A 25,497-nucleotide genomic window follows, 5' to 3' on the forward strand; every position below is an offset into this window, starting at 1 on the left:
GACGCGGCAGGCTGACGAAAATCATCAAGAGAACACTTAAGGTCGCGACATAGGGCCGGCGGAACAGCAGGATTATGCCGCCCGCGAACAGGGCGCTGGTCATCGCATGGTCGCCGGGAAAAGAGTTATCAGTCGCGGTTTTCACCGTATAGCCCGAAATAAAGTCATTCACATTATTATAGGGTTCAAGCAGGTAAGCCGGGCTCGGGTGATAGAAGTCATCACCGATAATCTTTTTAGAGATCAGGAGGGCGATCAGGATGAGAAAAATGATCGCCCCAACCTTTGCCGTCGCCTCTATCCGGTCTTCCCGCTTTGTCGACATCACCAGATAGATGACGATGCCTAGCATCATGACAAAGACACCGTGATCAAATGTCTTGCTGTTCGTCATGGCCCAGAACTGGCTGATCGCCGCGTCCGGTGTCGCCATGTCGTTCAGGCTCCGGAATATTAGCGTATCGAGATCCGACCATATGACGTCATAGAGCCCGGTGAGATCGGATATCCCCAAAAGCAGCGCCACTGAGTAACAAACGGCCAACACAATAATCGACTGGCGAAGCCGTAGGGGGGAGCCGGTCATAAGATCGCGATCCTTTAATGGGTCTCTGAAAATACCGGCAGGTGAACCTTTATGCCGATAGAAGCATATAACGGATTTTTTACAGCAAGCTCAAGCGCCAATTTTTGATTGAGCCCGAAGGCAAATTCGCTCTAGACTTATCCCGCCATAACTTTCAACGAGAAACCGGGCGCAAACCGGTTCCGAACAGGGAAGGACCCCAAGATGACAGTCATACATTTTGCCTCTGCCCAGCAGCAGGCAGCGATGATCGCGCGCGGGGAGATCGGCGCGGAAGAACTGCTCGATCATTATCTTGCGCGCATTGCCAAATATAACGGCGAGCTTAACGCCGTGATCTGGATGGACGAGACGGCGGCGCGGGCGCGGGCGCGCGATGCAGATGCGGCGCGGGTGCGGGGTGAACGGCTGGGTCCGCTTCATGGTGTGCCAATGACGATCAAGGAATCCTATAACCTCGTTGGCAGCCCCTCGACCTGGGGCAATCCGGCGTGGAAGGATCATTTCCCCGACGAAACTGCGCTGAGCGTCCAGCGGTTACTGGATGCCGGGGCCAATATTTTCGGCAAGACCAACGTGCCCTTCATGCTCGCAGACTGGCAGAGCTTCAATGATATTTATGGTACCACTAACAATCCCTGGGATATGGGCCGGACCCCGGGCGGCTCCTCCGGCGGCTCGGCGGCGGCGCTGGCGGCGGGGCTCACGGGCATCGAGACCGGCTCCGACATCGGCGCCTCGATCCGCAATCCAGCGCATTATTGCGGTGTCTGCGGTCATAAGCCGACCTACGGCATTATCCCCGCCCATGGCCAGAAGCCGCCCGGAATCGTCGCCGACAATGATATCGCCGTGCTCGGCCCGCTCGCGCGCTCGGCCTATGATCTTGAAATCGCTCTCGATATCATGGCGGGGGCAGGGACGCCACAAAACGCCGCGTGGAAGCTTAACCTGAAGCCCGCGCGGCATCGGCGGATTGAGGATTTCCGCGTCGCCGTGATGACCTCGGCGCCCGGCTTCGACGTCGATAACGATTATCAGGCAGCGCTGAATGCCATTGGTGATACGCTGGAGGCGGCGGGCGCCCGCGTCAGCCGCGAGGCCCGGCCTGATATCGGGATCGCCGAGGCCTATGAGACTTACATCATGCTGCTGCGCGCGGCGACCTCCGGCGCGCTGTCCGAGGACATGCTGGCACGGTTCCGTAAAATCGCCGCCACCAGCGATCCGGATGATAAAAGCTATCTCACCCTGATGGCGCGCGCCGTAACCCTCTCGCACAAGGACTGGCTGCGGTTTAATAACGAACGGCACCTGATGGCGCGGAAATGGGCCGCCTTCTTCACGGACTGGGATATCCTGATTTGTCCCGCCGCGGCCGGACCCGCGTTTCCCCAAAATCAGCAGGGGGAGCGGCAGGACCGGATGATCGACATCAACGGCACCCTGCAATCAAGTACCGAGCAGATGTTCTGGGCCGGTTACTCTAACATGGTCGACCTGCCGTCGACAGTCGTGCCGATCGGCCTGACCCCGGCGGGGCTGCCCGTGGGTTTGCAGGCGATTGCCGCTTATGGCGAGGACCGGACAGCGCTCCGGCTCTGCCAGTTGATAGAGGAGGCCGGGGTGAAATTCTCGCCGCCGCCCAATTACAGCGTCTGACGTATTGATCAGTAAATACCGCGTAAATTTGGACGCACTTCGCAAGCCTTTGTTTACGAAGTTCTGCTACCTCTAGGGATAGAGCTATCTGTTCAGGAGGGACGACAATGGCCTACGCCATACCGATGATCCAGCCAATGACGCGAAAACGGGCAATCGGGTATACAGGTATTTCCTGGACCTGCCTGTTTTTCGGGCCCATACCCGCGCTCTATCGTCGGCACACCCTCGGGTTCATCGGCATGACGCTGGTGAATTTTGCGACTTTCGGCCTGTCGGCCCCGGTTTTCATCTTTGTCTATAACGCCTGGCATTACCATTCGCTGGTCAGCCGCGGGTTCCAGCCGGTCGGGCATAGCTACGGCAATGTGTCCCATAGCTTTGGTGAAATGAGCGCGGAAAACTGTAATGAGCTTGAGGATCCCTACGCTGTGGGCGCGGACAGATCAATGCGCCGTTTCGCGATCGCGTCTCCTATCCGCTCCGAAAAGCTGATAGACGATCCCGGACAGTAAAATTAACCGGTATTACCGGTGCGTCTGTTGCGATCTCTTCTTAAAAATCCTGCAATTTATTAACCTTATCGACTGTCTCTTGCTTAATGATCAAGGTTAATGTTGCATTGATACCACGATATTCGGTTTTCCAGGAAGAATCTAAGGATATAAATTTATATTTATGTATTTATCTAAAATTTTAGATTAATGTCTCCATATAGTTCGGAAGTCCTAAAAATTACCAAGTATTGACAATAACAATTTTACAAAATTTAATGGAGCGCACGATGATTAAAAGCATCAAAATTACGATGGCCGCTGCTGCCCTCTCCGCGATCATGATTTCGCCCGCTGCGGCAATTGGCGTCAATCATGTAACCAACGGCGGATTTGAGGACAATGTTGGTCTCGGCGGGTCGGGCTGGGATGTTTTCACTAATATTCCCGGTTGGTCACGGACGACCGGTCGCGGTATTGAAGTGCAGAGCGGCGATATCGGTGGATCTACTGCCTATGAAGGTAACCAGAAAATCGAACTCGACAGCCATAATCTTTCCGGTACTGGCGGCGCGTCCAACAACAGCAACTCCGGCATGACCCAGTCTCTTGTTCTAGGCCCAGGCCTATATGAATTCTCCTTTGCCTATCTGGGCCGGACGGAAGACATCGGAACCAATGGCATCGGCTATAGCCTTGTCAATATGACCGACGATCCGGATAGCGATATTCTGAACACCGACGTCACTGGTGTCCGTTCGGACGAATGGCAGGTTTTCAGCTTTAGATTTAATCTTGATACGCTCACAAATATCGCTGTGAACTTCTGGGCCAAGGGGACAGAAGACACATATGGCGGATACTTGGATGACGTCCGGATTTCTGCAGTTCCGCTGCCAGCAGCCCTGCCGCTTTATGGCGCCGGTCTTGCTGCGATGGGCTTTATGGGATGGCGTCGCAAGCGGAAAGCCGCTGCCGCTGCTGCGTAAATACCTGTAAAGACATATAAACAGTCTGTAAAAAGGCGGCGCTCCCCGGGGCGCCGCCTTTTCCTTTGGCATATTGCAAGGCCAGACTTTACTTTGTCGCCTCCTCCGGACGCAGGGTGCAGTCGCGAATTTCAGCGCGGCGCCGGGGCAGGGTGGTGCTGCTGTCCTCGCCGCGCCCAATCATATAGACATCGGATTTGGCGAGACCGGCCCCGATCATCTCTGCCATGACCGCCGCCGCGCGCTCGCGTGACAGGCGGTAATTGTCGAAAACTGGTCCGCTCGGGTCAGAATGCCCGGAAATAACGATGAAATGACTCCCGGCCTCCCGATAGACCTCCGCGAGCCGGCGGATCAAGGCGGTGGTTTCGGCATCGGTGACAGCGGTCGAGCCAACATCGAATTCAATGACAAGATGCGGTGCGATGTCCCAACAATAGGCCGGGATGGTCTCGACGATGCGCCGGGTGTGATCGATTTCCACTTCCTGCAAGGCGGTGGTAACGCGATCGAGGCCAAGGCGGAGGTCTTGCAAGTTTCGGCCGGAGGTCGCAGCGCTTTTTGCCAGCGCGCCAAGTTTTCTTTCCAGATTGTGGGTATCGACCGCCTGTCCCGCCGCCGCCTTTTTCCCGAGGGTTTCGATATCGGTGCTGTTTTTGAGTGCCAGCGTTTGCAGCGTCCCGAGTTTTGCGAGAAGTTCCGTCTGGCGGGCCATGTCCTCTGCCGATGGCTCTGCGAACAGCGGTCCGAGATTCTGCGTGGACACGGTGAAGGGCAGGCGGGTGGCCCCGTTAAAAAACATCTCAAACCGGCTTGTGGAGCCGAGATACAGCAACGGTGTCGTCGTTTGCCCCTTTTTTAGCAGCACGACGGGAAAGTCAAAAAATCCGCGCAGGGTTTTTGAGAATTTGCGGATCAGGCTGATGTTTTCATGCGTGGTATCCGTGCCATCTTCGCAAAGCGTGGTGATATTGAGTCCGGGATACAGTTTTGCTGTGTCCACGGGCGGAACAGCGATCTTTTCATCGGCGATGTCGATGATGCAGGCCCGCATTTTCCGCGCCTCATGCCCGGCATAGAGGACGGAGGCGGAGGCGGTGAGGGTAAGGATGAGAAGAGTAATGAAAAACCGGTGATTGTTGAAGGTGGCGATGGCAACAAAGCGGTGATAATAGACGGCCGCAATTTGCCGCGGATCCCGGCCGATCACCGGCGTCATCGCACTTTTGTGCCATTCCAGGCTGCGCACCAGATGCTCCCGTCCGATCAGGAGTTGCGACGGGCGGTCTAGGTGCCGCTTTGGTATCAGGACCAGGAACATATGCAGGAAATTGAGAATGAAGATACCCATGCTGAGGCCGATGATCTTCATGCGAAAGGCAAATTTCAGGTGCTTGTGGGAGGTCAGGATGATCATATGTACCAGCAGCCAGACACCGAATATCACGGCGATGGCCGCGGAATAGATCGCCCAGATCTTGAAGATGACGATGATCAACATCCCGCCGTTGCGGAACATGGTGATGAAGAAATCCGCCAGTCCCGCATATTTCAGGTAGTTAAGGTCAAAAATACCGTAGATGAGCGTCTCGAAATACAGCCCGAACAGAAAAAAATAGCACAGCAGCAACGTCGTCAGGAACGGTACCAGAAGGGCAAGATTAAAGGTGCGATTGACCCGCATATGGATCTCGCAGAAAATTTCATATTCCAGCGCCTTGTTGCGGCACCGGTGGCCCGCTTGGGTTATTCCTTCGCATTGCATGTCTTGGCCTCTTGTCTGACAGATCACAGGGTAAAATTAGAGATAGTAAATTATATTTTTTATACAAGTAAAAGTAGTTTTTTGGCGAAAAAATTACCGTAAAAGGGATTGGGTGCCGGGCTTATGCTTGTTCTCCGGCCCGGATCGTATTAACTAGGAAGGGAGAACATGTGCCGGCCCCAAATTCCTGTATCGTCGGTGTCCGAGAAGAAGAGAGAGCGCTATGCCCCAGTATAAATCGAGAACCACGACTCATGGACGCAATATGGCCGGCGCCCGGGCGCTATGGCGCGCGACCGGCATGGGAGACGGTGATTTCGGCAAGCCGATTATTGCGATTTCCAATTCCTTCACCCAGTTCGTGCCGGGCCATGTGCATCTGAAGGATCTCGGCCAGATGGTCGCGCGCGAGATCGAGAAATGCGGCGGGATCGCGAAGGAATTCAACACAATCGCCGTTGATGACGGTATTGCCATGGGCCATGACGGCATGCTCTACAGCCTGCCGTCGCGTGAGGTTATCGCTGATTCCGTGGAATATATGGTCAATGGCCATTGCGCCGACGCGCTCGTCTGCATTTCCAACTGCGACAAGATCACCCCCGGCATGCTGATGGCGGCGATGCGACTGAATATCCCGGTGGTCTTTGTCTCCGGCGGCCCGATGGAGGCCGGCAAGGGCATGGCTGATGGCAAGGAAATTGGCCTCGATCTGGTGGATGCCATGGTTCAGGCGGCGGACCCGACCGTCTCGGATGCGCAGGTTGAGGAAGTGGAACGCTCGGCCTGTCCGACCTGCGGGTCCTGTTCGGGCATGTTCACCGCCAACTCGATGAATTGCCTGACCGAGGCGCTTGGCCTTGCACTACCCGGCAATGGCACCATGCTGGCAACCCATGCGGACCGCAAGCAGTTGTTCCTTGATGCTGCGCGCACCATCGTCGATATCACCCGCCGCCATTACGAAATGGATGAGCCGGGACTGCTGCCGCGCGAAATTGCGAACTTTGACGCATTCGAAAATGCCATGACGCTGGATATCGCCATGGGCGGCTCGACCAATACGGTGCTTCATCTTCTTGCGGCTGCGCAGGAAGGGGAGATCGACTTTACGATGCCGGACATCGACCGTCTGAGCCGCGGGGTCCCGAACCTCTGCAAGGTCGCGCCGAGTATTCAGACCTACCATATGGAGGATGTTCACCGGGCGGGCGGGATCATGGCCCTGCTGGGCGAACTATCCCGCGCCGGTCTCTTGCATGATCAGGTGCCGACGGTTCATTCACCGTCGATGGCAGAAGCGATTGATCTTTGGGACGTGGTGAAAAGCCGCAGCAACACGGTGCAGGAATTTTATCGGGCCGGGCCGGGCGGTGTTCGGACGACGGAAGCCTTCAGCCAGTCAAAACGCTACCCCAGCCTCGATACCGACCGGATAAACGGCTGTATCCGCTCCAAGGAAAACGCCTATTCACAGGATGGTGGACTCGCGGTTCTCTATGGCAATATTGCGCTTGATGGTTGTATCGTCAAGACTGCCGGTGTCGATGAAAACAGCCTTGTATTCTCCGGGCCCGCCCGGATTTTTGAAAGCCAGGATACGGCGGTCGAGGGCATTCTCGGCAATAAGGTCGCCGCCGGTGACGTGGTTGTTATCCAGTATGAGGGACCCAAGGGTGGCCCCGGTATGCAGGAAATGCTCTATCCGACGTCCTACCTGAAATCGAAGGGCCTCGGCAAGGCCTGTGCGCTGCTGACGGACGGGCGTTTCTCGGGCGGGACCTCCGGTCTTTCCATCGGCCATGTCTCGCCGGAGGCCGCAGAAGGCGGCGCCATTGCCCTGGTTGAGGAGAACGACATCATCGAGATTGATATCCCGAACCGGACCATCAACCTCAAGATCTCGGATGAGGACCTTGCCGCCCGCCGCGCGAAAATGGAGGCAAAGGGGGCCGATGCCTGGCATCCAACCGCCCCGCGTCCGCGCAAAGTCTCCACCGCGCTCCGCGCTTACGCCGCCCTTACCACCAGTGCGGCACGCGGCGCCGTGCGTGATGTCGATCAGCTCAAACGTTGATCACCCCCGACTTCCGAAAAGCCCGCCACGCAAACTGGCGGGCTTTTTTTATGGTTAATGCCTAATACAATTTCAGGTTACCTCTATAATCGCTTGACTCATTTTATTGCGCGGAGTTTAAATGCTAGAAATAGAAAATAGCTATACGCGTCGATATGATTATTGAGGGGGAAATTATGCGTTGTTCTTTGCTGGTGGCGCTCGGCCTTGCTGCCTCACTTACGGCCTGCGCGACATATGGTGTCGTCGGGCCGGTCACTTACCGCTCATACGATCAACAATTTCAGAAGCTGCCCCTGCAATGGAGCGGGACCTATCAGGGAAAGACAACGGACATATATCTGAAATGGGGAAAACAAGGCAGCCAGATCGGAATTTGCGGCTTCTATATTGAGTCTTCTGGAATGGAAGAAGACCTGACAGCGGAATGGCTTAAAAACGCATATTTTGTGCTCGATGGTACCAAGGTCGTCTCCAGCAGTTTTCTTCCGCCGCAAGAGAGCCTTGAGGGGGCAATAGCGACCTGCGTAACAACAAAAATGAAATATGAACCTGACATGAAGCATAAACACCTCTCTCTGGCGGGACCGCCAGCGAGGCTTTACTACTGATGAACATCCATCAGTAGCAGGATGGCGCAAACAGGTGAAACAGTGGCTTTGCTTTCATAATTTTTAGTCGTTGTTCGCAAGCTCGACCCAGATCGGCGTATGATCGGAGGGACGTTCCTGGCCGCGGGGGCCCTTATCGATGCCGGCAGTCTCAAGCAGGTCGGTGGCCTGCGGGGACAGCAGCAGGTGGTCGATGCGGATGCCGTTATCCTTTTGCCAGGCTCCGCGCTGATAATCCCAGTAAGTATAATCGACCTCGGGCGTGACGGCGCGGTAGCCGTCCGTATAGCCCATATTCAGAAGCTGGCGGAAGTGATTGCGGCTTTGCGGCAGGGTCAACGCATCGCCCTCCCACGCCTTGGGATCGTAGCAATCCTCGTCCTGCGGAATGACATTATAGTCCCCGGCGAGCACCGTCGGCTCCTCATAGCTGAGCAGGCCCCGTGCATGATTGATCAGTCGCGCCATCCAGGCGAGCTTGTAGGGGTATTTCTCGCTGTCCACCGGATTGCCGTTGGGCAGATAGAGGGAGGCTACACGGATGTTATTGATGGTCGCCTCGATATAGCGGGCCTGCACATCGCTATCATCGCCGGGAAGCCCGCGGACGACATCCTCGATCGGGTATTTGGAGAGGAGGGCGACGCCGTTGTAGGTTTTCTGGCCATGGGTCTCGATATTATAGCCAAGCTCCTCGATCTCGTCGCGCGGGAAGGCCTCGTCAATGACTTTCAGCTCCTGCAGGCACAGAACGTCCGGCGCTTCGGCTTTCAGGTAATCGGTGAGCCGGGGCAGTCTCGCCTTGACGGAATTGACGTTCCAGCTGGCTATTTTCATCTCGGCATCTCCCGGCGGTCGCAATAAAAAAGCCCGGAACTGATCCGGGCCTTTTTTGTAGCATTTTTGCGTCGCCGATCAAACGGCAAAAGACGATCCGCAGGAACAGGAGGCCGTCGCGTTCGGGTTCTTGATCTGGAAGGACGCACCGATCAGGTCATTGACATAATCAATTTCCGACCCGGCAAGATAGAGCAGGGAAATCTGATCAACCAGCAGCGTTGCGCCGTTGTTCATAACCGCCACATCGTCCGGGTTCTGGGTGTCCTCAAGATCGAAGCTATATTGAAAACCCGAGCAGCCGCCGCCATTTACCGCGACACGCAGCATTTTCTTGTCGGAATTCATCTGCGTGACAATATCTTTAATCCGGTCGGCGGCAGAGGACGACAGTTTTACGGGCGGATCAATTGTGTCATGGGTAGACATGAGAGCCTTATCCTTTAAAAAACAAAGAACATTTGCCTTCGTTATAGAGACTATATACTCAAATATGTATTAATCCCAATGCTGTTTGTCAATTTGTGGCGGCGAAAGTTTATTTAATCGATGTCAGTGAGCTACCTGTTGCAGGCCCGAAAGGCCCTTGAAACGGCCCTGGAAGGGGTTGAATTTGCCGATGAGGCCGCCCGCGCGCGGGTTGCGGCGTCGATTTTTCTCCGTCCCCCCAAACCGGAGGGGCGGGCCGATCTTTGCACAAATGCCGCTATCTTACTGAAATCAAACAAATATATATCATTTGATGAGCCCGCGGTGCCATTTTTAGCGGCATTTCGGGCGCTTGATGGCGTATCCGGGGTCACGCTTGCCTCAAACGGCTATATCAATATCACCTATGCGCCGAAATTCTGGCAATCCTCCTTGCCCGTTATCTGCCGCGAGCAGGAAAAATTCGGTCTCGAGGGGGCGGGGGGGCGTGAAATTCACGTGAAAATTCCGGCGACTGTCAATGATCTTGCCTCTGCGCGGGCGGCCGCGGCGGCGGCGGTACTGGGCATCCTCGCGCGGTTAAGTGGCGGCTCTGTGGTAGAGGAAACCTTGCCTCCACGTCCGGCGGAAGGATTTCCGCTGGCGGCGGCGATTGCCAAATGCAACGAGAGCCGGACCCGTTTTGCGCTGCTCGCCAACCCGGTGGGGTTCGTAGCCGCTTTCAGCCCTATTTTAGCCATAGACAAATCTTATAATAACCCTGTTTTTTGCCTCCCTTATGCGCTGGCGCAGGTCAGGCGCTGTCTGGGGCGAGCGGCGGAAACTGGAAATAACGGGGAAATAGCGGTGGAAATGCCTGTTCTCACACTGCCGATTGAGGTAAAACTGGCAAAATCGCTGTGCGGTTGGCCGATTGCCGTGGATCGGGCCCTTGAGAAGACAGAGGCTTTTTATTTCGCCGCGTTTCTGCAGGAGGTGTGCCTGTTATTTTTCGCGCTCGCGGAAAAAACGCATCCGGTCTCGTCGGGTTACCTGACGGAAGCGGGGGCAGGGCAGTCGCGGATATGTCTTTTCGCGGCTGTTGAGACAGTATTGAGCGCCGGATTGAAAATCCTGGGTGTTCAGAATTTAAAAGGAGTTTGAGTAGTGGCTGGCGACGATGATTTTTCCGATGACGATTATTATGATGGCGACGAAGTGCCGGGATTGAGCCGGAGAAAATGGATTGGCGCCATTCTGGCGGTGCTTATTGTCGGCGGTTTCGGGATCGGGATCTGGTACGCCTATGACCAGGGCGTCAAAAAGGGTGTGCAACTGGCCCCGCCGATCATCAGCGCCGATACCGCGCCGGTCAAGGAAAAGCCCGAGGATCCGGGCGGCATGGATATTCCCAACCAGGACAAGCGGGTTTTCGGTGTCCTGAATTCGGGCGAGGCCCCTGACAAGGTTGAAAAGCTGATGCAGCCCCCGGAAGAGGCGGTAACCGATACGGCGTCTGAGGAAACTCCGGTGACGGAGGGGACGTCCGGCGAGGGCGCGGACACATTAGCGACCGGTAAACCGGAATCCCTGATTGCAAAACCGCTGGACGCACCGGCAGACGGTAATACAGCGACGGACAAGAGCGAGACGGCAGCCCTGCCGCCGGTCACCGACAAGCAGGTGGTCGAAGACAGGCCGACGGTTGCCGCTCCTGAGCCCAAATCTGTAGCCCCGGAGCCCAAGCCTGAGCCCAAGTCTGAAACGGCAGCGGCAAAACCGGCCCCGGCGACGTCCGGCGGCACGAAATTCCGTGTTCAGCTCGGCTCCTTCAGCACGGCCGATGCGGCGGAAAAGCAATGGTCGATGCTGCAATCGAAATATAAATCGCTGCTGTCTGACATGAGCTATCGGGTGCAGGATTTTGATGTCAAAGGAAAAGGGACCTATCACAGGTTACAGGCGGGGGCCTATGACAGTCGCGGCAGCGCCACCAGCCTCTGCGAAAAGCTGAAAGCACAGAAGCAGGATTGTCTCGTTGTCAGCGGGTGATATCAAGGGGTGCAAGTCGGTTATTTTCGGGGTTGAGGGTACAAAGCTGACGGCGGCGGAAAAGAAGTTTTTTGCAAAAACCCAGCCCTACGGCTTTATTCTGTTTGCCCGCAATGTCGAGAAACCGGGTCAGGTAAAGCGCTTGATCGCGGCTCTGCGCGATGTCACCGGGCGCCCCGATGTCCCGGTTCTCATCGATCAGGAAGGCGGACGGGTACAGCGCTTGCGGGAACCCCACTGGTTCGAAGCAAAGCCCTTTGCCTTTTTTGGTGACCTTTACGCCAGCGATCCTGATCTTGCGAGTGAAGCCCTGCGTCTGTCCTCACGGCTGATCGCCGCCGACCTTCGGGCCTGCGGGATCACTGTCAATTGTACGCCCTGCCTCGATCTGCGATTGCCGGAGACGGTGGCCGCCATTGGCGACCGCGCCTTTTCCGATGACCCGAAGGTGATTTCCCTGCTGGGCGGCATCGTCGCCCGGGAGTTTCTATCCCTTGGCATTATGCCGGTTATCAAGCATATGCCCGGTCACGGGCGGGCGACAGTGGACAGTCACCATGAACTGCCTTGCGTCACCACGTCACGCAAGGACCTGACGGACAGTGATTTTGCGCCGTTCAAGGCGCTTTCCCTGCTGCCCTGGGGCATGACCAGCCATATCATTTTTGAGATGCTTGACCCTAAATTTCCAGCGACACAGTCGAAGACCGTTATTGACGAGATTATCCGCGGTGAGATCGGCTTTGACGGCCTGCTGCTGACTGATGACCTGAACATGGAGGCACTTTCGGGTAGCCTGGCGTTCCGGGCGGAAACAGCGCTGACCGCCGGTGTCGATATCGTCCTGCATTGCTCGGGCAAAATGACGGAAATGCAGAATGTCGCCGTTGCCTGTCCGCCGCTGTCGCCGGAGGCGCTAGCCCGGATTGAGCGGAGCGCCCCGGTTTTTGCGCTTGGCTCCGCGCCGCTCGATCCTGCCGCCGACCGCGCCGCGCTCGATCGCCTGCTGGCGACCACTTAAAGGACAGCTCCCATGGATGTATCCGGTATTATTTACAGCATTTCCGTCTGGATCATTCCGGCATTGCTGGCAATTACCCTGCATGAGGCGGCGCACGGCTTCGTGGCGTGGAAACTCGGCGATGATACGGCAAAACGGTTGGGCCGCGTGACGTTTAATCCGCTCAAGCATATCGACCCGGTGGGAACGGTCCTCATTCCCGGCGTCCTGCTGCTGGCGCAGGCACCGTTCCTGTTCGGCTACGCCAAGCCGGTGCCAGTCAATTTCCGTGCCTTGGGTAATCCGCGCCGGGACATGATTTGGGTGGCGCTCGCGGGCCCCGGCATGAACTTCCTGCTGGCCTTTGTTTTTGCTCTTTGCTTTCATCTCGGACCGCTTGTGCCTGCCGTCGCCGCGCCGTGGTTTCAGGCGACCCTGCTGAACGGGATTGTCCTCAATGTCGTTCTTGCGGTGTTCAACCTGTTGCCGCTGCCGCCGCTGGATGGCGGACGGGTTGCCGTGGGCATCCTGCCGGACGCGCTTGCCCGCCCGCTCGCGCGCATGGAGCGGTATGGAATTCTTGTTCTTATCGGCGTGATTTTCCTGCTGCCGATGATTGCCCGCGAGTTCGGTTGGGCGTTCGATCCGTTCCAATGGTTGATGGCGGGGCCGATCAGTTCGGTGGTCAATCTGATTGCCATTATGGCAGGTCTGAAGTAACCTTTAGCGATGCTGGTTTTTGAGACAACATCATATGGGGCCGGGCGCCGTGGATAAGGGATCTTTCGACAGCGCGGCCGAGAAAAATCCAGATGTCATCGCGCTGCCGACTAGTGCCCTCATGGTTGATCTTGACGGCTACGAAGGGCCGCTTGACGTGCTGCTGGTGCTGGCCCGCGATCAAAAAGTCGATCTCCTCAAGATTTCCATTCTGGAGCTTGCCGACCAGTATCTGAATTTCATCGAGAAGGCGCACCACCTCCGCCTTGAAGTTGCTGCGGATTACCTGGTGATGGCGGCCTGGCTCGCCTATCTCAAGTCACGGCTATTGCTGCCCGCCGTCGAGGATGACGGACCGAGCGGGGAAGAACTCGCCGACCGTCTCGCTTTCCAGCTCAAGAAACTGGAGGCAATGCGCGCCGCCTCGGAAAAGCTCATGAACGGCATTATCGTCGGCCGCGATCAACTGCGGCGCGGGCGTCCGGAAGGCGTCCATATTACCCGTCATTCAAAATATGAATGCAGCCTGCGCGAATTGTTGCAGGCTTATGTTGACCAGAAGGAACGCAAGGGGATTACCAACCCGCTCCGGCTGATGCGCGACGCGGTCTATTCCGTCGAGGCGGCGATGGAACGACTTGAGCGAATGCTGGGGAGTCTGCCCGAATGGACGGACCTGATGGCCTATCTGCCCGAAAACCTGACGGACCCGTTTCGACAGCGCTCGGCCCAGGCCTCAACGCTGCTTGCCAGCCTGCAAATGGCCAAGGAGGGACAGCTGGAAATTCGTCAGTCAAGGACTTTTGGTCCCATCGAAGTGAAAAGAGGAAAGCCCGGGAAATGAGTGTTGATCCCGAACATATCCGCATGGCGGAGGCGCTGCTGTTCGCCGCCAGTGAGCCACTTGACGAGGCAACCTTGCAGGCCCGCCTGCCTGAGGGGGCCGATCTTCGCGCCATTCTGGAAACACTGGAAAACCAGTACCGGCACCGGGGTGTCAATCTCACCCGTATTGCCGGGAAATGGCTGTTACTGACTGCGTCGGATTTATCCTGGATGCTGGAAGAGGAGCGGGAGGTTACCCGCCGGTTGAGCCGGGCGGCACTGGAAACCCTTGCGATCATCGCCTACCACCAGCCCGCCACCCGCGCTGAAATCGAGGAAATCAGGGGGGTCGGCCTTAGCCGCGGGACCATGGATGTCCTGTTCGACGCGGGCTGGATCCGCCCGCGCGGACGCCGCCGGACACCGGGACGGCCGGTAACCTACGGGATCACGGAAGAATTTCTGATCCATTTCGGCCTTGACGATATCAAGGATTTGCCCGGATTTGAGGAAATGAAGGCGGCGGGGCTGCTGAGCACCGAGCCGTCGGGGATTTTCAGTCAGTTGGCCCGCCCGGATGCGGACGATGAGGAACTCATCGACCCCGAGGAAGAAGAGGCTTAGGCCGTATTTCGCCGTGGCTCTTGCGTCCCGGCATGTTGCCACCAGATGATTGTCTCCTCCGCCGTCGCCTCAAACTCCGCCATCAGGGCCTCGACCTTTTCCGGCTCATTCGAATGACGTTCAATCAGGGCGGCCGTCTCCGGCAGGCGGATGGCGCACATGGAACTGCTCATGCCACGGATGGTATGGGCGGCAGCATGTATTTCCTTGCCGTTTTTCGCAATTAGGCTTTTCTTTATGGCATCGACGTTGGTGGTCAGCGATTGCGCGGCGCTGACCAGAAGCTCGGACATGGCATCGGTGTTCAGGAGCCCGCTCAATTCCGACAGCTTCTCATCATCGCCGATGGCCGTTTTTGCTATGGTCGGCACCAGAGCTATATTTTCAAGGTCGGTTTCAGTGCTCTGCGCCGCATTCATGACCGACTGGATTGTTTTGAGCAGTTGCTGCAACTCAATGGGTTTCGTTTCAACGGCGTTCATGCCAACTTCAAAATAGCGTGGCAAATGACCTTTGGAGATATCGGCCGTCAGCGCGATTATCGGAATATTGGCGTTAGCCTTGCCGCTCAAGCGGATTTCCGTCGTTGCCTCCGTCCCGTCCATGACCGGCATGCGGACATCCATCAGAACAAGGTCAAAGTCTTCTTCCAAAGCGGCCTGTACTGCCTTTTTGCCGTTATCGACGATCTCGGTAGTATGGCCGGCTTGTTCCAGCATGGCGGTTATCAGGGCCTGGTTGACCGTATTATCTTCCGCAACCAGGATTTTAAGGGCGTGGTGAGTAGCGTCGGCGTCGGTGGTGGATCCTGAAGATGAATGCTCGGGGATGGGATTTTTGGTCGCCAGCCGCAAGGGCAGGGTGAACCAGAATTTACTGCCTTCACCAAGTTCACTCTCAACGCCGATATCGCCGCCCATCAGCTCCACGAGTTGCTTGCAGATCGACAGGCCAAGCCCGGATCCACCATAGGTTCGGACCGTTGACGCGTCGGCCTGCTCAAAACGATTGAAAAGCCGGCCCTGATGCTCCCGCGAGATGCCGATGCCGCTGTCAGTTACCTCAAAACGCAGCTTATCCTGCGTTCCTGCTGTTCCCGTCGGCTTGAGATGCAGGGAAATTGTTCCCGTTTCGGTAAATTTAATAGCATTGGTGATCAGATTAGTGAGGATCTGGCGCAGTCGGACTGAATCGATGTTTACCGCCAGTGGTAAATCCGCGGCCGGGACATATTCAAGCGACAGCCCCTTGCTTTCGGCCTTGTCTTCCACTAGCTCGAGGGTGTTCCGGATGAGATCCGACAGGTGGATGTCAACATTGCTGAGCTCAAATTTTCCTGCATCCAGCTTTGACTGGTCGAGAATGTCATTTAAAATAGTCAGCAAAATCTCACCGGAGCTTTTTATTGTCCGCGCGCGCTTTTCCTGCTCTGGCGTCAGGCTGTCCAACAGCAGCAGATCCGTCATACCAAGAATCCCTGTCATCGGGGTTCTTATCTCGTGGCTCATGGTCGCCAGAAAGTCGGATTTACTTCTTTCGCCGAGCTCTGCCTTGGCGCGCAGGCTGTTCTGTTCCTCTGCCAGATCGGCAAGTGCCTGAGCCTGTCCTTCAAGCTGTTTATGCGACTGCTCCAGCTCCAGCAGTTGCTTCGCCAGTTCTTCCTTACTGCGCTGCAACTCATGGCTCACCTCACGGCGAATGGTGATATCCTGGAAGGTGCCGTACAGGCGGACGACCTTGCCATCTTTCATCTCGCATTGCCCGCTCGCGCGGACCCATTTGCGAGTGCCAGTTGCTGAAATGATTGCAAGTTCGAGGTCCCAGCCTTCTCCTTTGGTAATGGCTTTATCAAAGGCCGTCTGAATAATTTCCCGCGATTCCGGTGCATAAAAATCGATCGCGGTATTAACGTCCGGGACAAAATCTTTCGTCACCTCGTGAATTTGATAGGTTGTATCGCTCCACCGGAGATCATTTGTTGCCAGCTCGATCTCCCATCCGCCGATGATGGCAAGCGCGCCGACTTCATCCAGCAGTTTTTTCTGCTGTTGAAGCTCTTCTTCAACTTCCCGGCGCGCCCGGAGTTCCTGTTGCAATATTTCCGTCTTGGCACTGACAATTTTTCGCAAGGACCGTGTCCAGATCAACATGCCGACAACAATCAGGACAAAAATGAATGTCAGCAACTCGAATATGAATTCGGCTGTCCACTGTGGGCTTTGGGTGCCAAGGCTGATCCATTTTTGTTGTATTTCCTGCGCTTCGCCTTCGGTAATGGCATTGAGGCCTTTCGTGAGGATGGACTGCAATTGTGGCCAGTCCTTGCGGGATGCCAGCGACCATTGGTAAAAATAGCCTGAATTGCCGGCAACGCGAATATTCCCGATGCCTGCGGATTCCGCATAGCTCGCGGCAGTGGCAATATTGCCAATAAAGGCATCGACCTGCCCGAAAGAGAGTTTCTGTAATCCCGTTTTTACGTCTGCAACCTTGATGAGCGGCAACTCCGGTTGGGTATTGACGATATAATCCTCGACTGCATACCCATCGACAACGGCGATGCGCATCCCTTGAAGATCGTCAAGGGTCAGATTTTCACGCGTGGTGTCGACACGCACTAGAATAACTGCCGGAACTTTCAGGTACGGGGGGCTAAAATGCATGTACTCCGCGCGCTGGGTCGTTTTGACGGCGGCGCTCCAGACATCGATTTCCTTGTTCTCTGCCTTGGAAATTGAGCTTTTCCAGTTTTCCAGATGCCTGACGTCGAATTTTATCCCGAGTTTGCTTTCAAGCAGGCGTAGGTAATCGGCGGCGATCCCCTTGAATTCTCCTTTATCATCAAAATATTCAATTGGCGCAAAATTGGGGTCCGGTCCGACAGTTATTGTTGGATGTGCTTTTAGCCAGACTTTTTCGTCCCCGGTGAGGAGGGGGAGTTGCTGCGCCTCTGCCGCTGAACCTGACGCGAGACCGCCAGAATAAACGAGGATTACCCACAGAAAACCTGCAATTATGGACTTAGCTAGCATATAAAAAATTTTCTCGGATGCGTTCCGCAAAATGTATAAAAAAATTGAATAATTACGTAGCGTAAATGGATAGGGTTAACAAATAGTCTACAAGACAGGGCGCGGGCGTAAAATGGCGCCCTTCCTGTGCCCAACCTCTTCTCTATGCGTAAAATATACTTTAGCGACCCGGGTTTTAGCCGTTTTCGAATTCAGAAAATATCGACATTACCCGTATCAAACTGAAATAAAATCTCGTATAAACGCCTATAGACCGTTATATAGAGCCTATGAAGGCTGTCGGGGATGCAAAAAAGCAGGCTGGAAAACAGCCACAGGGTTCCGGGACAGTAATTTTAAAAATTATATTCTCCAAGCGAGAACAGGAGCTGAGATAATGAGTATTGGTCCGTGGCAGATTATTTTGATCCTTGTCATCGTGCTCATCATTTTTGGAGCAGGAAAGCTGCCCCGCGTTGCCGGAGATCTGGCCGCAGGCATCAAAAACTTCAAAAAGGGAATGAATGACGACGATAAGGCGGAAGCCGCCGAGAGCAAGGACGGCAAGGCCGACGTGCTGGAATCCTCTGTCAGCAACGACGGGACGGCAGAGAAGAAAGACAAGGCGGCCCAAGGCTGAGCGCCATTTTGCCGTCGAAATCGTGAAACCCTTCAATTGTGATCGAGTGGTAAGCCATGTTTGATATTGGCTGGTCGGAAATGATGTTCGTGGTCATCATCGCGGTGTTGGTGATCGGCCCCAAGGACTTACCGCGAGCAATCTCGACGGTCGGGAAATATGTCCGCAAGGCGCGGGCCATGGCGCGGGATTTCCAGTCCGGCCTTAACGATCTCGCCCGCGAGACCGAGCTTGACGATATCAAGAAGGACCTCCAGAAGAACACCGATTTCAACGTTAAAAAGCAGGTTGAGGATGCGGTGGATCCGACGGGAAGTTTCAGTAATATGTTCAACGACATAAAGCCGGAAATCAGAGACCCCCGGATCAGCAGCAACAATTATTCGGAGCCTGAAGGAAAAACCGCCGGGGACACTGCCGGGGATACTACCAAAAAAACTGCTGAGGCGCTGCCGGAACCCAACGCGGATGCGCCGGCGCCGGCGAGCCCGGAAAACAAGATTGGCGGCGTTAAAACGGCCGAGATCGACCGCAAGCCGGAAACAAAAGCATCGTGAACGAAACCGGGGTCGACGATAACAAAGCGCCACTGATGGAACATTTGATCGAGTTCCGCAACCGGCTCGTCTATTCCGCCATTGCCCTGCTGATCGCCTTTATCCTGTGCTATCTGGTATCTGAGGACCTGTTTGCGTTTTTGGTCAAGCCTTTGGTTGCTGCCTTGGGGGACAGGGTAGAAGGACGGCGGATGATTTTCACCGGTCTTCACGAAGCCTTTTTCACCTATATCCGGATTGCTTTTTTCACCGCCATGTTCATCTCTTTCCCGATTATTGCCGGGCAAATCTGGATGTTCGTCGCCCCCGGCCTCTACAAGAATGAAAAGAAGGCGTTTCTGCCGTTCCTCATCATCACCCCGGTCCTGTTTTTCTTGGGCGGCGCGCTCGCCTACGAAATCGTCATGCCGCTCGCCTGGAAATTCCTGCTGAGCTTTGAAAGCGCCGGGGATGCGACAATGTATTCGCGGGCCTTTACGGCGATCGTCCATGAATACCCGAAGCTTATCGCTTATCTACCGACCCCGGCGGAGCCGATGAGGCTACCGATCCAGTCGGAAACCCGGGTCAGCGAATATCTCAGCCTGTCGATGAAGCTGATCTTTGCCTTTGGGCTGTGCTTTCAACTGCCGGTGCTGCTCACGCTGCTCGGGCGGGTCGGGATCGTATCCTCCGCCGGGCTCAAGGCCAAGTTCAAATATGCGGTGGTCTTTGCCTTTATCGTCGCCGCCATTCTCACGCCGCCGGACCCGCTCAGCCAGGTGACCCTCGCGGTGCCGATCATCATTCTCTACGCCATGTCAATCGTCAGCGTACGGATGGTCGAGAAAAAGCGCGCCGCCCGCGAAGCCGAGGAAGATGCCAGCTAGCCTCGCGGGAAGGGGCCTCTTTCTCCGGCAATTTCGAGATAAATTCCTCTGTCACAGGAAAGCCCTCTGGACGTCGGACGTTCGCGCGCTTATACAACGTTAATTCCACTCGCTTACGAACTGAAATGATGTCGCGATGCTCGATTTAAAATGGATCAGGGAAAACCCCGACGCTCTGGATGCGGCGCTGGCGCGGAGAAATGCCGAGCCGGTTTCGACACGCCTGCTGGCGCTTGACGCCGAGCGGCGCAAAATCCAGACGGACCTGCAGGATCTTCAGGCACGCCGCAATGCCGCCGCAAAAGAGATCGGCAAGGCGAAGTCGTCGGGGGAAAATGCTGATGCCCTGATCCGCGAAATGGCCGAGCTTAAATCCGGCGCGCAGAACCTTGAGGCAACAGAGCGGACGTTGCAGGCAGACCTCGACGCCGCGCTCGCCGTGCTTCCCAATATTCTCAGCGACGAAGTGCCGGACGGTGCGACGGAAGATGAGAATGTCGAGCTCCGGTTGGTTGGCGACATCCCGAGTTTCGATTTCACGCCGAAGGAGCATTATGAGCTTGGCGACGCCCTTGGTCTGATGGATTTCGAGACGGCGGCGACGCTTTCCGGCTCGCGGTTTGTTGTTACCAGCGGTGGAATCGCGCGGCTGGAGCGGGCGCTTGCGGCCTTCATGATCGATGTCCATACGCTGGAGAAAGGCTATCTCGAAGTTTCGCCGCCGGTGATGGTGCGGGGCGCCAGCCTGTTCGGTACCGGCCAGCTGCCGAAATTTGAGGAAGATTTATACAAGACCGGCGAGGAGCAATATCTGATCCCGACGGCAGAGGTGCCGTTGACCAATCTGGTGCGCGAGAGCATCCTTGAGGAAAGCGCGCTACCGATGCGCTTTACCGCACATACGCTCTGTTTTCGCTCCGAGGCGGGATCGGCGGGCAAGGATACGGCGGGCATGCTGCGCCAGCACCAGTTCGCGAAAGTGGAGATGGTGTCGATCACCACACCCCAACAGTCTGAGGCCGAACATGACCGGATGACAGCCTGCGCCGAGGATATCCTGAAACGGCTGGGTCTTGCCTACCGCGTTGTTCTGCTGTGCAGCGGCGATACGGGATTTGGTGCCCGCAAGACCTATGATCTTGAGGTCTGGCTGCCCGGACAGAACAGCTACCGGGAGATTTCAAGCTGTTCCATCTGCGGGGATTTCCAGGCGCGCCGGATGAAGGCGCGCTACCGGCCGGAGGGCGAAAAGGGCAACCATTTCGTTCATACCCTGAACGGCTCCGGGCTTGCCGTCGGGCGCACCCTGATTGCGGTGATGGAAAATTACCAGCAGGCGGACGGGTCCATCAAAATACCGGACGTTCTCGTCCCCTATATGGGCGGCGTGACGGAAATTCGGGCCAAATAAAAAAAGGAACAGTATTTTGCGAATTCTACTCACGAATGATGACGGTTTCACTGCGCCGGGAATGGCAACGCTGAGGCGCATCGCCGCCAAGCTTTCCGATGATATCTATGTGGTGGCCCCGGAGAAGGAACAGAGCGGTGCCTCGCGCTCTCTCACCTTGCATGATCCTATCCGCATCAACAAATTTGGCGACAAGGAATATTCCGTTGAAGGAACGCCGACGGATTGCGTGATGATGGCGATGAATTACCTTTTCAAGGACGCGCTGCCCGACCTGATCCTCTCCGGCGTCAACCGGGGCGCCAATTTGGGGGAGGATGTGCTTTATTCCGGAACGGTTGCGGCGGCGAGCGAGGGATGTCTGCTCGGCGTTCGCTCTATCGCGCTCAGCCAGTCCATCGTTCCGGATGAGGATTTTCATTGGGATACGGCGGAAACACTCGCTCCCGATATCATTCGCAAGCTGCTCAAATTTGAATGGGGACCGGATGTATTGATCAATATCAATTTTCCCGCTGTCCCGAAAGTGCAGGTCGAGGGTATTGACGTCACGCAACAGGGTAAGCGGGATCTCTCCAATCTTTCCATCGATGATCGTGTCGATGCGCGCGGCCGGCAATATTTCTGGCTTGGATACCGGCCTTCGCTCGGCGATCCGCCGGAAGGCACGGATCTATGGGCCATTGCCAATAAAAGGGTCTCCATTACGCCGCTTAAGCTCGACCTCACAGAGCTGGCGCTTGCGGACAAGGTTAAGAAGGCGTTTGAGTGATCGATAACCCGGCCCAGAAAATCCGCCTGATTATGGAGCTCCGGCGCCAGGGTATCAGCAATACCGATGTTCTGTCCGCGATCGAGCGGGTCCCGCGCGATGTGTTCGTGCCGAAGACCTTCAAGGATCGCGCCTATGAGAATATCGCGCTTCCCATTGCCAGCGGCCAGACCATCAGCCAGCCCTATGTCGTCGCCTATATGACCCAACTGCTCAATCTCGACAAGCGCCGCAAGGTGCTGGAGATCGGAACGGGGTCCGGCTATCAGACGGCCATCCTTGCGCGCCTGTGCCGCCGGGTTTATTCGATCGAGCGCTACCGCAACCTGCTACAAGCGGCGGAGGAGCAGTTCAAGGCCCTTAAGATCACCAATATTACCACCAAAATCGGTGACGGGCACAAGGGCTGGCCGGAACAGGCGCCCTTTGACCGCATTCTGGTGACCGCCGCCGCCGAGGAAGTGCCCGAGGAACTCCTCGACCAGCTTGGCAATGAAGGCATCATGATCCTGCCGGTGGGCCGGGATTCGGCGGACCAGCATATCCTCAGGGTGCGCCGGGATGGAAACGGAGAAGTCACCAAGGAGGCACTATTGTCCGTTCGATTCGTGCCCATGGTTCAAGGGGTTGCGGGTGATAGTTAATTTAATACGAGATATAGTGTTTGATTAAATTAGTTGTGATTCGCGGGCTTTATGATTAATATCGGCGCTATGATAGCGTGGAGTTCAAAATTTTTCAGTCGCTTATTGTTCAGTAGCTTACTCGTTCCGCTATTGGCAGGCTGCGTCTATGATAGATACCTGCCGCCGGAGCAGACGGCGCGTAATGTGCCGGTTGTGCGGCCAACCGTGTCAACACCGCGGCCCGCCGCCGTGACACCTAGGCGTGTTACCACGACCCCGGCCCGCGTTATGACCGCCAGCGTCACCAGTGCCGCCACTGCCGCGTCAGGACCGAGCAATTTCAGGCCCACCTATGACGATCTTTCCTACCATTACGTGACGGTCCGGCGCGGGGACACCGTTTCCCGGCTGGCCGAGCGCAGCAAGGTGCCGGTCCAATCGGTTATCGCCATGAACCGGATGCAGTCGCCCTATCTCATTCAGCCCGGCCAGCAGCTTAAAGTGCCGGCCTTTCGCCGCCATTCTGTGCGTCCCGGAGAGACTTTGTATGCGATCTCCAGGGTCTATGACATTGATATGGCGGAGATTGCCCATTTCAATTTTCTGAACGCGCCTTTTACGCTGATGCCCGGTGCGACCCTGCAAATCCCCATGAAGGACCGGGCAGAGGTGCGTGTTGCCTCGGCGTCCATGACCTCATGGCCGGAGGCGTCACAGGTTGCCGCCCCGGTACAAACCGGCTCTTCGCAGGCTACAAAGACGGTTATCATCAATTCACTGCCGCAAAAAGTCGCAATCCCGGCGGCGAAAACCAATGCCGGGGCAGGGACGACAACCGCGCCTGCGCCTGAGGCGACTGAGCCGACCTACCAGACCGCCAGCCTCAATGTGCCGCCGGTGCCGCGGCGTCAATACAGCATCAAGGAGCCGCCAAAGCGAAGCAGCAAGTCCTTCGGCTGGCCGGTGAAGGGCAAGGTCATTTCCGGTTATGGCAAGAAGAACACGGGATTTCATAATGATGGCGTGAATATTCAGGTCAAGGAAGGCACCCCGATCCGGGCCGCAGAAAACGGTGTTGTCTCTTATGTGGGCAACGAGATGCGTTCCTTCGGTAATCTGTTGCTGGTCTCTCATGCCGACGGCTATGTCACTGCCTATGGCCATACGGAACGGGCGCTTGTCTCAAAAGGAGATGCGGTCAAGAAGGGCGAGGTGATCGCCTATGCGGGATCGACGGGTAATGTCAGCGAGAGCCAATTACATTTCGAGATCCGCAAAAAAGGCCGCGCGATCAACCCTGTCGCCATGCTGGAATAGAGCTAGCCGCGCGGGCGCAGCACTGTTTGCGTCTGGGTGACCTTGCCGACCAGCTTGCCTTTGTTCCGAATTTCCGTCTCAATCACAATCGTTGATCCGCCCACATGCAGAGGACGGGCCGAGGCGGTAACTTCGCCCTCGCGGACGGCGCCGAGAAAATTCGTCTTCGATTCAATGGTGGACGTGCCCGTCGCCCCCTCGGGCAGATTGGCGAAGGCGGCGGCACCCCCGGCGGAATCGGCGAGCGCCATTATCACGCCCCCGTGCAGCATGCCGGCGCTGGTGCACAGCGCCGGGGTCCAGTCAAGCGTCAGGATAACCTCGTCGACGGCCATTTTCTCGGCCTTCATCCCAAGCGTGGCGCAGAGCGGCATCTTCTCATGAAGGAAAGCCGTCAGATCATTCGTTGTCATCACGTCTCCTTTTCAGCGTGCGGGTTTCAGCCGCCAGGCAAGTTCATCCGCCGGACAACGCCCTTTCAGCCCGCCTTCTATACTTGCAGTCTCCAGCAGGGTTAGCTCATGGCTCTGTCCATAATATTGATCGAGATCGGTTTGCTCAATGGAAAATGGCGGACCGGCCATGACGCTCTGGTCATAGACAAAGGTGATCAGGAACTGGGGCGCCCTTTCCGTGATTTTGGCGATATGTTTGACATAGGACCCGCGAATGTCGGCTGGCAGCGCCACCAGGGCGGCCCTGTCATAGACCGCATCGACCGGACCAAGAGTGTCAGCGGAGAGATCAAAGATATCGCCGACAAAGATATCAATGTCTTTTGCGCTATAGTGTTTTAGCGGCCCGGCCTCGGTTACTTTGGCGGAGAGGCCCAACTCCGTAAACAGCTGCTTAATGGCTGTTTCGCTTAATTCAGCGCCAGCAACGCAGTACCCTTCCGACAGGAACCAGGCGATATCGAGTGTTTTGCCGCAGAGCGGAAGAAAGACGCGGGCGTCCTTTGCCAGGGACAGGGTGCCGAAATACTTTGCCAGCAGGGCGTTTGGCTTGGTTTGGTGAAAGCCAATTTCATTCTTTTCCCATTTTTGATGCCAGAAATTCGCTTCCATACTTGCCTCCTTGATAACGGGTATTTGGCTTGCGGTTCAGCGTCGGCCCTGAACACACAGGTTCAGTCGATCATGGTTCCGGTCCGTCCGGCGATATCCTGGATATATTGCCAGGCCACCCGCCCGGAGCGCGACCCGCGCGTGCGCGTCCATTCGATCGCCTCGGCGACAAACGCCTCTTCCTTGATCGGGATATTATAGTGAGCGAGATAGCCGCGAATCATTTGAAGATACTCATCCTGGGAGCAGCTGTGGAAACCAAGCCACAGGCCAAAGCGGTCGGAGAGAGACACTTTTTCCTCAATTGCCTCGGATGGCATGATGGCGGTGGCCCGCTCGTTCTCGATCATGTCGCGACGCATCATGTGGCGGCGGTTCGAGGTGGCGTAGAAAATAACATTGGTGGGCCGTCCTTCAAGCCCGCCATCGAGGACGGTCTTCAGTGACTTGTAGGTGGAATCGTCGCTGTCGAAGGACAAATCGTCGCAGAACAGAACACAGCGCCGATCGGTTTTCTGCAACAGCTGCATCAGGATGGGCAGCGACGGGATGTCCTCGCGATGGATTTCGACCAGCA

The 25,497-nt window shown here is 56.1% G+C and carries 25 protein-coding genes and 1 pseudogene; 18 read left to right on the forward strand and 8 right to left on the reverse strand.

What is annotated here, in order from left to right; genetic code table 11:
- Nucleotides 1–586, reverse strand: a 586-nt coding sequence (locus ACESNI_RS01970) for a hypothetical protein (protein ID WP_373084485.1), incomplete at its 3' end; no start/stop codon positions are given.
- 204 nt (nucleotides 587–790) lie between these two features.
- On the opposite strand from ACESNI_RS01970, the gene ACESNI_RS01975 reads away from it, so the two are divergent.
- The 3 genes from ACESNI_RS01975 to ACESNI_RS01985 all read left to right on the forward strand — a co-directional run bounded on the left by ACESNI_RS01975 (nucleotide 791) and on the right by ACESNI_RS01985 (nucleotide 3,731).
- Nucleotides 791–2,248: an amidase gene (locus ACESNI_RS01975; RefSeq protein WP_373084487.1), complete on the forward strand. Its 1,458-nt coding sequence runs from the start codon at nucleotides 791–793 to the stop codon at nucleotides 2,246–2,248.
- A gap of 107 nt (nucleotides 2,249–2,355) precedes the next feature.
- Nucleotides 2,356–2,763 carry a hypothetical protein gene (locus ACESNI_RS01980; protein WP_373084489.1) on the forward strand — a complete coding sequence of 136 codons (408 nt, stop codon included), beginning with the start codon at nucleotides 2,356–2,358 and terminating at the stop codon, nucleotides 2,761–2,763.
- 269 nt (nucleotides 2,764–3,032) lie between these two features.
- Nucleotides 3,033–3,731: a VPLPA-CTERM sorting domain-containing protein gene (locus ACESNI_RS01985; protein ID WP_373084491.1), complete on the forward strand. Its 699-nt coding sequence runs from the start codon at nucleotides 3,033–3,035 to the stop codon at nucleotides 3,729–3,731.
- 88 nt (nucleotides 3,732–3,819) lie between these two features.
- Here the strand turns inward: ACESNI_RS01985 and ACESNI_RS01990 are convergent, their stop codons facing one another.
- Nucleotides 3,820–5,496, reverse strand: a complete 1,677-nt coding sequence (locus tag ACESNI_RS01990) for an OmpA family protein (protein WP_373084493.1) — start codon at nucleotides 5,494–5,496, stop codon at nucleotides 3,820–3,822.
- 223 nt (nucleotides 5,497–5,719) lie between these two features.
- Here ACESNI_RS01990 and ilvD point away from each other — a divergent pair, with 223 nt between their 5' ends.
- Nucleotides 5,720–7,573 carry a dihydroxy-acid dehydratase gene (ilvD, locus tag ACESNI_RS01995; protein ID WP_373084495.1) on the forward strand — a complete coding sequence of 618 codons (1,854 nt, stop codon included), beginning with the start codon at nucleotides 5,720–5,722 and terminating at the stop codon, nucleotides 7,571–7,573.
- A 176-nt stretch (nucleotides 7,574–7,749) separates the two neighbouring features.
- The gene (locus ACESNI_RS02000; RefSeq protein WP_373084497.1) at nucleotides 7,750–8,184 is read left to right on the forward strand and encodes a hypothetical protein; all 435 of its coding nucleotides are present in this window, start codon (nucleotides 7,750–7,752) and stop codon (nucleotides 8,182–8,184) included.
- Between the two features lie 63 nt (nucleotides 8,185–8,247).
- Here ACESNI_RS02000 and xth read toward each other — a convergent pair whose 3' ends face one another.
- Nucleotides 8,248–9,021: an exodeoxyribonuclease III gene (xth, locus tag ACESNI_RS02005; protein WP_373084499.1), complete on the reverse strand. Its 774-nt coding sequence runs from the start codon at nucleotides 9,019–9,021 to the stop codon at nucleotides 8,248–8,250.
- A 78-nt stretch (nucleotides 9,022–9,099) separates the two neighbouring features.
- Entirely contained in the window at nucleotides 9,100–9,450 is a 351-nt protein-coding gene (gene erpA, locus ACESNI_RS02010; RefSeq protein WP_373084501.1) for an iron-sulfur cluster insertion protein ErpA, read from the reverse strand.
- A 120-nt stretch (nucleotides 9,451–9,570) separates the two neighbouring features.
- Between erpA and ACESNI_RS02015 the strand changes: the two genes are divergently transcribed.
- The 6 genes from ACESNI_RS02015 to scpB are packed head-to-tail and all read left to right on the forward strand — an operon-like array spanning nucleotide 9,571 to nucleotide 14,650.
- On the forward strand, nucleotides 9,571–10,593 hold the full coding sequence (locus tag ACESNI_RS02015; RefSeq protein WP_373084503.1) for a DALR anticodon-binding domain-containing protein: 1,023 nt from the start codon (nucleotides 9,571–9,573) through the stop codon (nucleotides 10,591–10,593).
- Nucleotides 10,594–10,596: 3 nt separating this feature from the next.
- Entirely contained in the window at nucleotides 10,597–11,481 is an 885-nt protein-coding gene (locus ACESNI_RS02020; RefSeq protein WP_373084505.1) for an SPOR domain-containing protein, read from the forward strand.
- Nucleotides 11,468–12,502 carry a beta-N-acetylhexosaminidase gene (gene nagZ, locus ACESNI_RS02025; protein ID WP_373084507.1) on the forward strand — a complete coding sequence of 345 codons (1,035 nt, stop codon included), beginning with the start codon at nucleotides 11,468–11,470 and terminating at the stop codon, nucleotides 12,500–12,502. Before ACESNI_RS02020 ends, nagZ begins: the two co-directional genes overlap by 14 nt.
- Nucleotides 12,503–12,514: 12 nt before the next feature.
- Nucleotides 12,515–13,201: a site-2 protease family protein gene (locus ACESNI_RS02030; RefSeq protein ID WP_373084509.1), complete on the forward strand. Its 687-nt coding sequence runs from the start codon at nucleotides 12,515–12,517 to the stop codon at nucleotides 13,199–13,201.
- Nucleotides 13,202–13,250: 49 nt separating this feature from the next.
- Nucleotides 13,251–14,045 (forward strand): ScpA family protein, encoded by a 795-nt coding sequence (locus ACESNI_RS02035; RefSeq protein WP_373084511.1) that lies wholly within the window; start codon nucleotides 13,251–13,253, stop codon nucleotides 14,043–14,045.
- The gene (gene scpB, locus ACESNI_RS02040) at nucleotides 14,042–14,650 is read left to right on the forward strand and encodes an SMC-Scp complex subunit ScpB (protein ID WP_373084513.1); all 609 of its coding nucleotides are present in this window, start codon (nucleotides 14,042–14,044) and stop codon (nucleotides 14,648–14,650) included. Before ACESNI_RS02035 ends, scpB begins: the two co-directional genes overlap by 4 nt.
- Here the strand turns inward: scpB and ACESNI_RS02045 are convergent.
- Nucleotides 14,647–17,682: an ATP-binding protein gene (locus ACESNI_RS02045; RefSeq protein ID WP_373084515.1), complete on the reverse strand. Its 3,036-nt coding sequence runs from the start codon at nucleotides 17,680–17,682 to the stop codon at nucleotides 14,647–14,649. The two genes, scpB and ACESNI_RS02045, sit on opposite strands and share 4 nt — an antisense overlap.
- A 376-nt stretch (nucleotides 17,683–18,058) precedes the next feature.
- Here ACESNI_RS02045 and tatA point away from each other — a divergent pair.
- The 7 genes and pseudogenes from tatA to ACESNI_RS02080 all read left to right on the forward strand — a co-directional run.
- Nucleotides 18,059–18,214, forward strand: a pseudogene (gene tatA / locus ACESNI_RS02050) (twin-arginine translocase TatA/TatE family subunit); the annotation flags it as partial.
- 143 nt (nucleotides 18,215–18,357) lie between these two features.
- Nucleotides 18,358–18,858: a Sec-independent protein translocase protein TatB gene (tatB, locus tag ACESNI_RS02055; protein ID WP_373084517.1), complete on the forward strand. Its 501-nt coding sequence runs from the start codon at nucleotides 18,358–18,360 to the stop codon at nucleotides 18,856–18,858.
- Entirely contained in the window at nucleotides 18,855–19,727 is an 873-nt protein-coding gene (locus ACESNI_RS02060; protein ID WP_373084519.1) for a twin-arginine translocase subunit TatC, read from the forward strand. The genes tatB and ACESNI_RS02060 overlap by 4 nt, the downstream gene beginning before the upstream one ends.
- A 136-nt stretch (nucleotides 19,728–19,863) precedes the next feature.
- Nucleotides 19,864–21,138 carry a serine--tRNA ligase gene (gene serS, locus ACESNI_RS02065; protein WP_373084521.1) on the forward strand — a complete coding sequence of 425 codons (1,275 nt, stop codon included), beginning with the start codon at nucleotides 19,864–19,866 and terminating at the stop codon, nucleotides 21,136–21,138.
- A gap of 16 nt (nucleotides 21,139–21,154) precedes the next feature.
- The gene (gene surE, locus ACESNI_RS02070) at nucleotides 21,155–21,910 is read left to right on the forward strand and encodes a 5'/3'-nucleotidase SurE (protein WP_373084523.1); all 756 of its coding nucleotides are present in this window, start codon (nucleotides 21,155–21,157) and stop codon (nucleotides 21,908–21,910) included.
- Nucleotides 21,910–22,554, forward strand: coding sequence for a protein-L-isoaspartate(D-aspartate) O-methyltransferase (locus ACESNI_RS02075; RefSeq protein ID WP_373084533.1), 645 nt, complete (start codon nucleotides 21,910–21,912; stop codon nucleotides 22,552–22,554). Before surE ends, ACESNI_RS02075 begins: the two co-directional genes overlap by 1 nt.
- Nucleotides 22,555–22,659: 105 nt before the next feature.
- A complete protein-coding gene (locus tag ACESNI_RS02080; RefSeq protein WP_373084525.1) occupies nucleotides 22,660–23,853 on the forward strand; it encodes a peptidoglycan DD-metalloendopeptidase family protein in 1,194 nt (397 codons plus the stop codon).
- Between the two features lie 2 nt (nucleotides 23,854–23,855).
- Here ACESNI_RS02080 and ACESNI_RS02085 read toward each other — a convergent pair whose 3' ends face one another.
- The 3 genes from ACESNI_RS02085 to ACESNI_RS02095 form a co-directional block, all read right to left on the reverse strand.
- Entirely contained in the window at nucleotides 23,856–24,266 is a 411-nt protein-coding gene (locus tag ACESNI_RS02085) for a PaaI family thioesterase (RefSeq protein WP_373084527.1), read from the reverse strand.
- A 12-nt stretch (nucleotides 24,267–24,278) separates the two neighbouring features.
- Entirely contained in the window at nucleotides 24,279–24,920 is a 642-nt protein-coding gene (tmpT, locus tag ACESNI_RS02090) for a thiopurine S-methyltransferase (RefSeq protein WP_373084529.1), read from the reverse strand.
- A gap of 62 nt (nucleotides 24,921–24,982) precedes the next feature.
- On the reverse strand, nucleotides 24,983–25,497 hold a 515-nt coding region (locus tag ACESNI_RS02095; RefSeq protein ID WP_373084531.1), incomplete at its 5' end, for a DUF815 domain-containing protein.

This window comes from Sneathiella sp. (assembly GCF_041689005.1).
GTDB lineage: Bacteria > Pseudomonadota > Alphaproteobacteria > Sneathiellales > Sneathiellaceae > Sneathiella.

Excerpts from the sequence above, each read along its gene's own strand:
- ACESNI_RS01975 (WP_373084487.1), top strand. The coding sequence starts at position 791 with ATGACAGTCATACATTTTGCCTCTGCCCAGCAGCAGGCAGCGATGATC.
- ACESNI_RS01980 (WP_373084489.1), top strand. The coding sequence starts at position 2,356 with ATGGCCTACGCCATACCGATGATCCAGCCAATGACGCGAAAACGGGCA.
- ACESNI_RS01985 (WP_373084491.1), top strand. The coding sequence starts at position 3,033 with ATGATTAAAAGCATCAAAATTACGATGGCCGCTGCTGCCCTCTCCGCG.
- ACESNI_RS01990 (WP_373084493.1), bottom strand. The coding sequence starts at position 5,496 with ATGCAATGCGAAGGAATAACCCAAGCGGGCCACCGGTGCCGCAACAAG.
- ilvD (WP_373084495.1), top strand. The coding sequence starts at position 5,720 with ATGCCCCAGTATAAATCGAGAACCACGACTCATGGACGCAATATGGCC.
- ACESNI_RS02000 (WP_373084497.1), top strand. The coding sequence starts at position 7,750 with ATGCGTTGTTCTTTGCTGGTGGCGCTCGGCCTTGCTGCCTCACTTACG.
- xth (WP_373084499.1), bottom strand. The coding sequence starts at position 9,021 with ATGAAAATAGCCAGCTGGAACGTCAATTCCGTCAAGGCGAGACTGCCC.
- erpA (WP_373084501.1), bottom strand. The coding sequence starts at position 9,450 with ATGTCTACCCATGACACAATTGATCCGCCCGTAAAACTGTCGTCCTCT.
- ACESNI_RS02015 (WP_373084503.1), top strand. The coding sequence starts at position 9,571 with ATGTCAGTGAGCTACCTGTTGCAGGCCCGAAAGGCCCTTGAAACGGCC.
- ACESNI_RS02030 (WP_373084509.1), top strand. The coding sequence starts at position 12,515 with ATGGATGTATCCGGTATTATTTACAGCATTTCCGTCTGGATCATTCCG.
- scpB (WP_373084513.1), top strand. The coding sequence starts at position 14,042 with ATGAGTGTTGATCCCGAACATATCCGCATGGCGGAGGCGCTGCTGTTC.
- ACESNI_RS02045 (WP_373084515.1), bottom strand. The coding sequence starts at position 17,682 with ATGCTAGCTAAGTCCATAATTGCAGGTTTTCTGTGGGTAATCCTCGTT.
- tatB (WP_373084517.1), top strand. The coding sequence starts at position 18,358 with ATGTTTGATATTGGCTGGTCGGAAATGATGTTCGTGGTCATCATCGCG.
- serS (WP_373084521.1), top strand. The coding sequence starts at position 19,864 with ATGCTCGATTTAAAATGGATCAGGGAAAACCCCGACGCTCTGGATGCG.
- ACESNI_RS02085 (WP_373084527.1), bottom strand. The coding sequence starts at position 24,266 with ATGACAACGAATGATCTGACGGCTTTCCTTCATGAGAAGATGCCGCTC.
- tmpT (WP_373084529.1), bottom strand. The coding sequence starts at position 24,920 with ATGGAAGCGAATTTCTGGCATCAAAAATGGGAAAAGAATGAAATTGGC.